Here is a 7,544-nt window from a genome sequence, read left to right as displayed (position 1 = left end):
CCAAAAAACGGACAAATGTCCTGAAACACCCCAAACCCAAAACGGACAAATGACCCGAAACACCCACCCCAAAAACCCAAAAAATCCCGCGACATATGCGGACATATGTCGCGGGACATCACACTTGCGGTAGCGGTGGGATTTGAACCCACGGTGGGTTGCCCCACACAGCATTTCGAGTGCTGCACCTTCGGCCGCTCGGACACGCTACCAGGTACTGTATTCAGTTGTTGGTGTGGTTACTCGCGGCCGAAGGCACCGAAGGTACCTGAGGCGCAAAGCGAGGAACCGCTACCAAATGCTGCATTAACAGACCTTCAAAAGTTTAGCGGATTTGTCCGCTAGAACTAAACTTTAGGCGCGAAATGTGATCACTCCCGCGGCTAGTCCCTTCGCGTTGTCGCCGTGGCAAAACAATCACCGCCGCATAACCTCGACGAACAGAGCAAAGCCGCCAGCACGCTGCTACGCAACCGCGCTAAGCAACTCCACGCGAGCCTACTGATCTACGATCCCGTATAAACGATCACCGGCATCGCCCAGACCGGGGCGAATATAAGCCTGCGGGGTAAGCCCCTCATCGAGCGCCGCCACCACCACGGTAACATCTGCCCGCTGACCGATATGTTCTTCTACGTGCTTAACCCCTTCGGGTGCCGCCACCAGGCAGATACAGGTAACATCCCGGGCGCCTCGCTCCAGAGCGTAGTCGATTGCCGCCACCAGGGTGCCGCCGGTTGCCAGCATCGGATCGACCAGGAACACTTGCCGGTCAGTTAAATCTTGGGGCAGACGATTCGCATAGGTTTCGATCGCCAAGGTTTCTTCGTCCCGTTTCATCCCCAAGAAACCGACCTCTGCAGTCGGCAGTAAGGCAGTCATACCAGACAGCATCCCTAGTCCGGCACGCAGAATCGGAATCACGATCGGACGGGGAGTCGAGATTACCTCGCCTTCCATAGGTTGAATCGGGGTTTCGATCTGCTTGGGAGTTACCCGCACATGCCGAGTTGCCTCATAGGCGAGCAGGGTAACTAGTTCATCAACCAGTTGCCGAAACACCGAAGAGGGGGTGTCTTTATCTCGAAGAATGGTCAGCTTATGTTTCACCAGCGGATGGTCAATGACTTTAAATTCCATACTTTAAAACTAGCTTGTTTTCACTTCTCCTGCCTACTCTTTACCGCTCCTTCCCTAAAAATATTCTTCCCGTTTTACCTCCACACAGCGCACCCCTGATCTACGCTAAGAATTACCGCCAAGCCAGGAGATACCGATGAAGCACAGCGAACATGGGATTAGTGAAGCTGACGAAATCAAAGTGCAGAAAATCCCCAATAAAGTTTATGAGGCCGAGCTCTACCGCTTACAGGGCGAATTAGGCAAGCTACAAACCTGGGTGAAAGCTACCGGAGCCCGGATCGTAGTTATTTTTGAAGGTCGCGATGCGGCCGGTAAAGGCGGCACTATTAAACGGATGACCGAATACCTTTCCCCGCGGGTCGCCCGGATTGTGGCGCTACCTAAACCGACAGAGCGGCAAGAAACTCAATGGTATTTCCAGCGTTATATCGAGCATCTGCCCGCAGCCGGCGAAATCGTCCTCTTCGATCGTTCCTGGTACAACCGCGCCGGGGTGGAAAAAGTGATGGGATTTGCCCGCCCTGACCAGGTGCAACTGTTTATGCGGCAATGCCCCATCTTTGAACAAATGTTAGTCGAGGACGGTATTTATCTGCGTAAGTATTGGTTCAGTGTGTCAGATAAAGTACAGTACAAGCGTTTCAAATCTCGACTCGGTGATCCGTTACGCCAGTGGAAACTCTCCCCCATGGATTTAGAATCCATCACTCGCTGGGAAGATTACTCGCGTGCCAAGGACGACATGATGGTACATACGGACACTTCGGTGGCGCCTTGGCATCATGTGCTTTCTGACTCTAAGAAGCAGGCGCGGTTGAATATGATTCATCATTTCCTCAGCTCTATCCCCTATACGGAGATTCAAAGCGATGCGGAGCCGATCCAGCTGCCTCCGCGCCCTAACTCCAGTGGTTATATCCGTCCTTCGGTGGCGGTTTCCAAGTATGTTCCTGATTTTGCGGGCGAGGTTGCCAAAAAACACAAGAAAAAGAAGCTTGCGGGCACTGAGGAGGATTTAAAGCAGTACCGCGATAACGAGAATTGATTTCCACGCAATAGCCGCTAGGGTGGCTGCATGGACAAAGTAGCACTGGTAACTGGCGGTTCGCGCGGAATTGGCGCCGCCATCTGTAAAGAGCTTTCTCGTGACCACCACGTTTTGGTGGGGGCTACTACTGAAGAGGGGGCGCGGGCAGTAGCCGACACTCTCCCTTCGGCCGAGCCTTGGGTAGTTGATATTTGTGACGAGGACGCCCTCGCCGCGAAAGCCGCCCAGCTTAGTCACCTGGATGTTCTGGTGAATAATGCCGGGCGGCTGCGCAATGGAAATGTTGCTGATGCTTGCCGTCAGGATTGGCGCGATGACCTGGAGTTAAACCTGGTAGCTCCTATGGATTTAACCCGCCTGTGTATTCCTTTGCTGCGTGCCAGCAAGGGGCAGGTTATTTTCATGAACTCGGGATCAGGATTCGATTCCCGCCTGGGTTCCGCGATTTATGGTGCTAGCAAGTTCGGTTTGCGCGCCCTCGCCGATCGTCTCCGCGAGGAAGAGCGCGGCAAGATCCGGGTCACCTCTATCCACCCCGGGCGAGTCGATACCGATATGCAACACGTTTTGCAAGAGAACGCTGACTATTATGATCCGGAAGATCATATGACGGTGGAATCTATCGCCAGAGCGGTTCGTTTCGCTATTGATTCTCCCGAAAATGCGATGGTGGAAATGGTATCGATTCGCCCGGTACGGCAGGTGCGGCGCTAGGCCGCTGCCACCCCAGACGGACGCGGCACTAGACCGGTTTCTTCCTAGGCGCTCTGCGCGGCGATCAGGTTTTCTACCCCGAGGCGGATACCTTCTAGCTGGTCGTAGGCGGCATCCTCGTGTTCGATGTTGATGTTCATTTCCGGATCGATCTTGGAGATCGCGGCTAGGAACTCACTCCACCAGGGCACGTCGTGACCTTCACCGATGGCAACGAAGCGCCAGGCGGGATCAGAGGGCCAGGACGAGCAGTAGTGATCCATCCCTACGGGGGTGCGCGCGGATTCGTCCTCGGGAACCGGGTTGAAGCAAGGATCGAGTACCCCGCGAGTGGCTACCCCGGGCTCGATCTTGGTGTCTTTGGCGTGCACGTGGAAAATCTTGTCACCAAGCAGTTCAATCGACTTAATAATGTCCATCCCCTGCCACATCAGGTGGGAAGGATCCATATTTACCCCGATGTTCTTGAAGCCGCCGACCCGTTCGTCGAACTCTAGGAACTGGGTGGGGGTGAACACGGTGTTGGTGGGATGCAGTTCCCAAGCCAGTTTCACTCCCGCGTCTTGGGCGCGCTTATCCATTTCTTTCCAGAATTTCTCTAGCACCGAGTACTGGTATTCCAGAACTTCTAGCTGTTCACCGTTCCAGGGGTTAACTACCCAGGCCGGATATTTGGCGTCCGGGTCGGTGCCGGGCAGCCCGGACATACATACGATTTCTCCGACCCCGAGTTTTCCGGCCAGTTCGATGGCGCGTTTGAGGTCATAGGTGTGGCGCGGCCCTACATCGGGCAGCGGGTCGGCGACGTTACCGGAAGTGTTCAGCCCGGCAAGGCGCATTCCTTTCTCTTCGAAAATCCCCAGGTAGTCTTCACGAGCGGTTTTTGAACCGATGAGCAGGTCAACCGGGCAGTGCGGGGAGGGTATGAAGCCCCCCACGTTTACTTCCGCACCGGTTAGCCCGAATGATTTTAGGTGATCGAGCGCCTCAGGCAGCGTGAAGTTGTGTAGACAAGCGGTGTAAGCACCTAGATTCATAGCCATGGTTTTTCTCCTTTTTGTTATTTGGGTTATTTGATTTCCATTTCGGCGCCACCGTTGGCTGCGCATTTGGCAATGGTGTCGAGGATCCGCATGGAGCGGTATCCATAGGCAAAGTCAGGCGTGGGAGGCAATCCGTCTTTGACCCCGGCTATCTGCTCTAAGAAAGCGTGCGCCTGGTAAACGAACTGCTGAATTTGGGTAACGCCTACTCCCCCGAAGTCCATCGAGGATCCGCCTTTGAAGTAGGGGAAGTCGGGGTTAACGAGGACGCGGCGCGGCCCGCCTAGTCCAGCAGGAGAACTTTGGTCGTCAACTATGATTTCGCCGGCGCGCGCCATATCGAAGGAGACCATTCCTTTGGTGCCATTAACGGTGATTTGCATGGAGTTCGGGGATCCGAACGCGACCCGGGAAACCGAGAAGGTTCCGATAATCCCGTTTTCAAATTTCAGGGTGCAGGTAGCGACGTCATCATTTTCTACGATTTCGGTCGCTTCCGCCTGCGAGGATGCGCCGCGGCCTCCTGCAACTCCTTCTAGAGCCGGGGGACGCTTCTTAATCACGGTAGAAAGCTGGGCACCAGCGATCGCCTCCAGAGGGCCACAAATAAATTCTGAGGTATCAACTAGATGGCTACCTACATCTCCGAGAGCGCCCGAGCCCATCGGCCCCTTATAGCGCCATGCGATCGGGGTGTTCGGGTCACAGCCATAGTCGCACCAGTAACGCGCGTCAAAATGGGTGATTTCCCCCAGCTGTCCGCTTTGCACCATGTCTGCGATTTTTGCCAGTCCGGGATTGCGGCGATAGCAGTAACCCAGACCGGTGACCACTTTATCGGTGGCCCCGAACTCGGCCATCGCTTTGGCGTCCTCTAGGTTGTCGGTCAAAGGCTTTTCGCACAGGACGTGTTTGCCCGCTTTCACCAATGCTTCCGCCATTTCGCGATGCAACTTGTTGCCCACCACAATGGAGACGATGTCAATATCGGGATCATTTACAATGTCTTTCCAGTTGTCAGTGGCTTTTTCGTAACCGTAATCACGGGCAGCGGCCTCTGCAAAGGGCAGATAGGCATCCGCGATAGTGGCTAGACGCAGCCGTGGCAAATCGGATGCGAATACCGTGTTGGCTTGCCGCCAACCATCCGCATGGGTGCGTCCGGCCATCCCCGCACCGATCACCGCCACTGACAGGGTTTCTTTAGTCATTTTTTCTCCTCTTTGAGTTTTGGCAGTGCCTTCATTCCTGGCGAAAGCGTCCCCGCAAACCAGTATTAACACGCGTTAACTACTGTCCATGGTAAAGGACTTTTTTCCACAAATCAAGGCCTAATTTCAAATATTTTTCGAAATCTTCTAAAACCTAGGTTCCGTGCTTCTAGCAGCCGAGATTCTTAGCTGCACCACCAAGTCACCCCTATTTTTTTCGCGCGTTATTTATACTTGGGCTATGAGTTTTCGCCCTACGCAAGCAGATGTGGCTCGCAAGGCCGGAGTATCACGCGGATTAGTTTCCCTGGCGCTATCTGATTCCCCGCGGGTTAATGCGCAAACTAAGGCCAACATTCTGCGCGTTGCCTCTGACATGGGATACGTGCGTAACCAAAACGCCGCGTTCTTATCGACCTCCGGAACCGATCTCCTCGGAGTAATCCTGCCCGATCTGCAAAATCCTTTTTTCGAAGAGGTAGAGGACGCGCTGCGGCTTTCAGCTGAAGAAAACAAATTTTTGTCTTTGGTTTCAACTGCGCGCCAGGATCCGGAAAAAGAATGGAACCTGATAAACCGCTACCAGGAAATGCAAACTATCGGGGTCATCCTGATCTCCCCTGCCTCCTCCCAAGAGCGCCTGGCGCACCTGTCTGAAACCTTCCCCCTAGCGGTGCTGGGGTTAAAGTACGTGGCAGGAAAAATAGACTCTATCCATATGGACGAGGAAGCAGCAGCCCGACTAGCAATCACTCACCTAGCCGAGTGTGGATACGACCGCATCTTTTCCCTATCCAGTCCGGAAAGTGTTGACCAGGCAGTAGTGACCCGCCGCAAAGTGCAGCGAACTGCTTTTGAAGCTTTACGGAAAAAACATAAAAGTTTCCCGGGATTTCAAGCTCTTGTACCAGATCTGGAACCGGGGGAACAGATTCGCCAATGCCTGGAAGGATCGGTGGCCAAGCGGCCAGCGTTTATTGCCCATAACAACCTGATAGCGATTGAAGCCTGTACCGCGTTGCGTGCCCTGGGAATGGAACCAGGTAAAGACTGTGGGTTAATCACCTATGACGACACCTATTTGGGACAGCTAGAGGAATTCTCTATCACTTCCATCGACCAACATGCGGATCAGTTGGGTGCGCAAGCCGTTACCGCCTTGGCTAAGCGCTACGCCGCCCCGGGGGATCCCGGACAAGAAATCGCGATTCGTCCCGCTTTGCTGCAGCGCGCCACCACCTGTAACAAGTAGCGCTAAGCGATTCTGAAGCCCACAGTCCGAGTTCCGCGCTCTCCGATTACAAAAAGAAACGTACCCTGATGAGGACATCGCGCTCAGCCCCGCTCCCGCGAGAATCTATCTCTCGCTACATGACCGTGAAAGTGCTGCGCCGATCCCCCGCTCCCGGAAGAACCTAGCGCTCGCCCTCGGAAATTCAAAAATAAACCCGAATAATAAAAACCCTGGCCTGCCAGCGAACTAACGAATAGTTTGCCGACAGGCCAGGGCGGAGGCTGGATATATAGCTATTACTTGGAGTACTTAGCCTCCAGGTTCTGTTCCACCTCTTCCAAGGTGTAGATCTTGGTTTCCGGAACGAACTTAATGTAGAAGCACAACGCAATCACGTTGATGATTCCGAAGACCAAGTAGGTACCGGAACCACCCAGGTTCTCGATCATCCAGGGGAAAGTTCCCGCTACGATGGCGTTGAAAATCCAGAGGGCGCAAACCGAGATTCCCTGTGAGACCCCGCGGATCTTCGCCGGGAAGATTTCGGACAGCAGCACCCAGTGAATGGTTCCCGACTGTTTGATGAACAGGAATACCGACACCAAAACCAGCACCAACCACGGCAAGAAGTTGGGAATATCGCTGGCCACGTTGCCGTGGGCATCCATATGGGGCTCGATACCCCAGTAGAACACTCCGGCCAATACCAATAGGGAAATCGCGACCCCGGTTTCTTGGTAGATACCTACCGTACGGCGGTAGAGTTTGGCGATCAACAAGAAGCCAACTGCGGACCCAACTGCGGAGAAAGTACCGGTGACCACGTTCAGCATAATGCCTTGACCAGTATCAAAACCGGCGGCGGTTAGAATCTTGGGCATGTACCACATAGCGGTGTTAATCCCGGTGGTCTGATCGAAGATCCCCAGGAACACCCCGATGATTAGCACTTTACGGGTCCAGGGAGTACTCCAGATCCGGGAGAAGTTCCACTGTTCTTCTTCCTCTTCTTTACGGTGCAGTTCGATCATTTCGTTAGTTTCGAACTCTACTTCTTGATCGGTGTCACGCACGCGTTTCAAAGCACCAATGGCTTCATAGTAACGCTGGTTAGCGGCATACCAACGCGGAGATTCCGGCATGACCCGCAT

7 protein-coding genes and 1 tRNA gene are annotated in these 7,544 nt (G+C 54.1%); 3 read left to right on the top strand and 5 right to left on the bottom strand.

Annotation, left to right across the window (positions count from 1 at the left end):
• Positions 1-127 precede the first annotated feature (127 nt).
• Positions 128-212, bottom strand: a tRNA-Ser gene (locus RDM26_RS08215).
• A gap of 286 nt (positions 213-498) precedes the next feature.
• Positions 499-1,140, bottom strand: coding sequence for a uracil phosphoribosyltransferase (upp, locus tag RDM26_RS08210; protein WP_024059674.1), 642 nt, complete (start codon positions 1,138-1,140; stop codon positions 499-501).
• Between the two features lie 136 nt (positions 1,141-1,276).
• On the opposite strand from upp, the gene ppk2 reads away from it, so the two are divergent.
• Together ppk2 and RDM26_RS08200 are read left to right on the top strand one after the other, a co-directional pair.
• Positions 1,277-2,188, top strand: coding sequence for a polyphosphate kinase 2 (ppk2, locus tag RDM26_RS08205; RefSeq protein ID WP_307738477.1), 912 nt, complete (start codon positions 1,277-1,279; stop codon positions 2,186-2,188).
• A gap of 30 nt (positions 2,189-2,218) precedes the next feature.
• Positions 2,219-2,905 (top strand): SDR family oxidoreductase, encoded by a 687-nt coding sequence (locus tag RDM26_RS08200; RefSeq protein ID WP_288292640.1) that lies wholly within the window; start codon positions 2,219-2,221, stop codon positions 2,903-2,905.
• Positions 2,906-2,949: 44 nt separating this feature from the next.
• Here the strand turns inward: RDM26_RS08200 and RDM26_RS08195 are convergent, their stop codons facing one another.
• Both RDM26_RS08195 and RDM26_RS08190 read right to left on the bottom strand, forming a co-directional pair.
• Entirely contained in the window at positions 2,950-3,948 is a 999-nt protein-coding gene (locus RDM26_RS08195) for a TIM barrel protein (protein WP_307738476.1), read from the bottom strand.
• A gap of 26 nt (positions 3,949-3,974) precedes the next feature.
• Positions 3,975-5,159, bottom strand: coding sequence for a Gfo/Idh/MocA family oxidoreductase (locus RDM26_RS08190; protein WP_307738475.1), 1,185 nt, complete (start codon positions 5,157-5,159; stop codon positions 3,975-3,977).
• A gap of 241 nt (positions 5,160-5,400) precedes the next feature.
• Here RDM26_RS08190 and RDM26_RS08185 point away from each other — a divergent pair, with 241 nt between their 5' ends.
• Positions 5,401-6,411 (top strand): substrate-binding domain-containing protein, encoded by a 1,011-nt coding sequence (locus RDM26_RS08185; RefSeq protein WP_307738474.1) that lies wholly within the window; start codon positions 5,401-5,403, stop codon positions 6,409-6,411.
• 278 nt (positions 6,412-6,689) lie between these two features.
• On the opposite strand, the gene RDM26_RS08180 is transcribed toward RDM26_RS08185, so the two are convergent.
• A partial coding sequence (locus tag RDM26_RS08180) for an MFS transporter (RefSeq protein ID WP_307738473.1) occupies positions 6,690-7,544 on the bottom strand: 855 nt, incomplete at its 5' end.

It is taken from the genome of uncultured Varibaculum sp., assembly GCF_902489465.1.
Taxonomy (GTDB): Bacteria; Actinomycetota; Actinomycetes; order Actinomycetales; family Actinomycetaceae; genus Varibaculum.
This window is presented reverse-complemented; position numbering and strand designations above follow the sequence as displayed.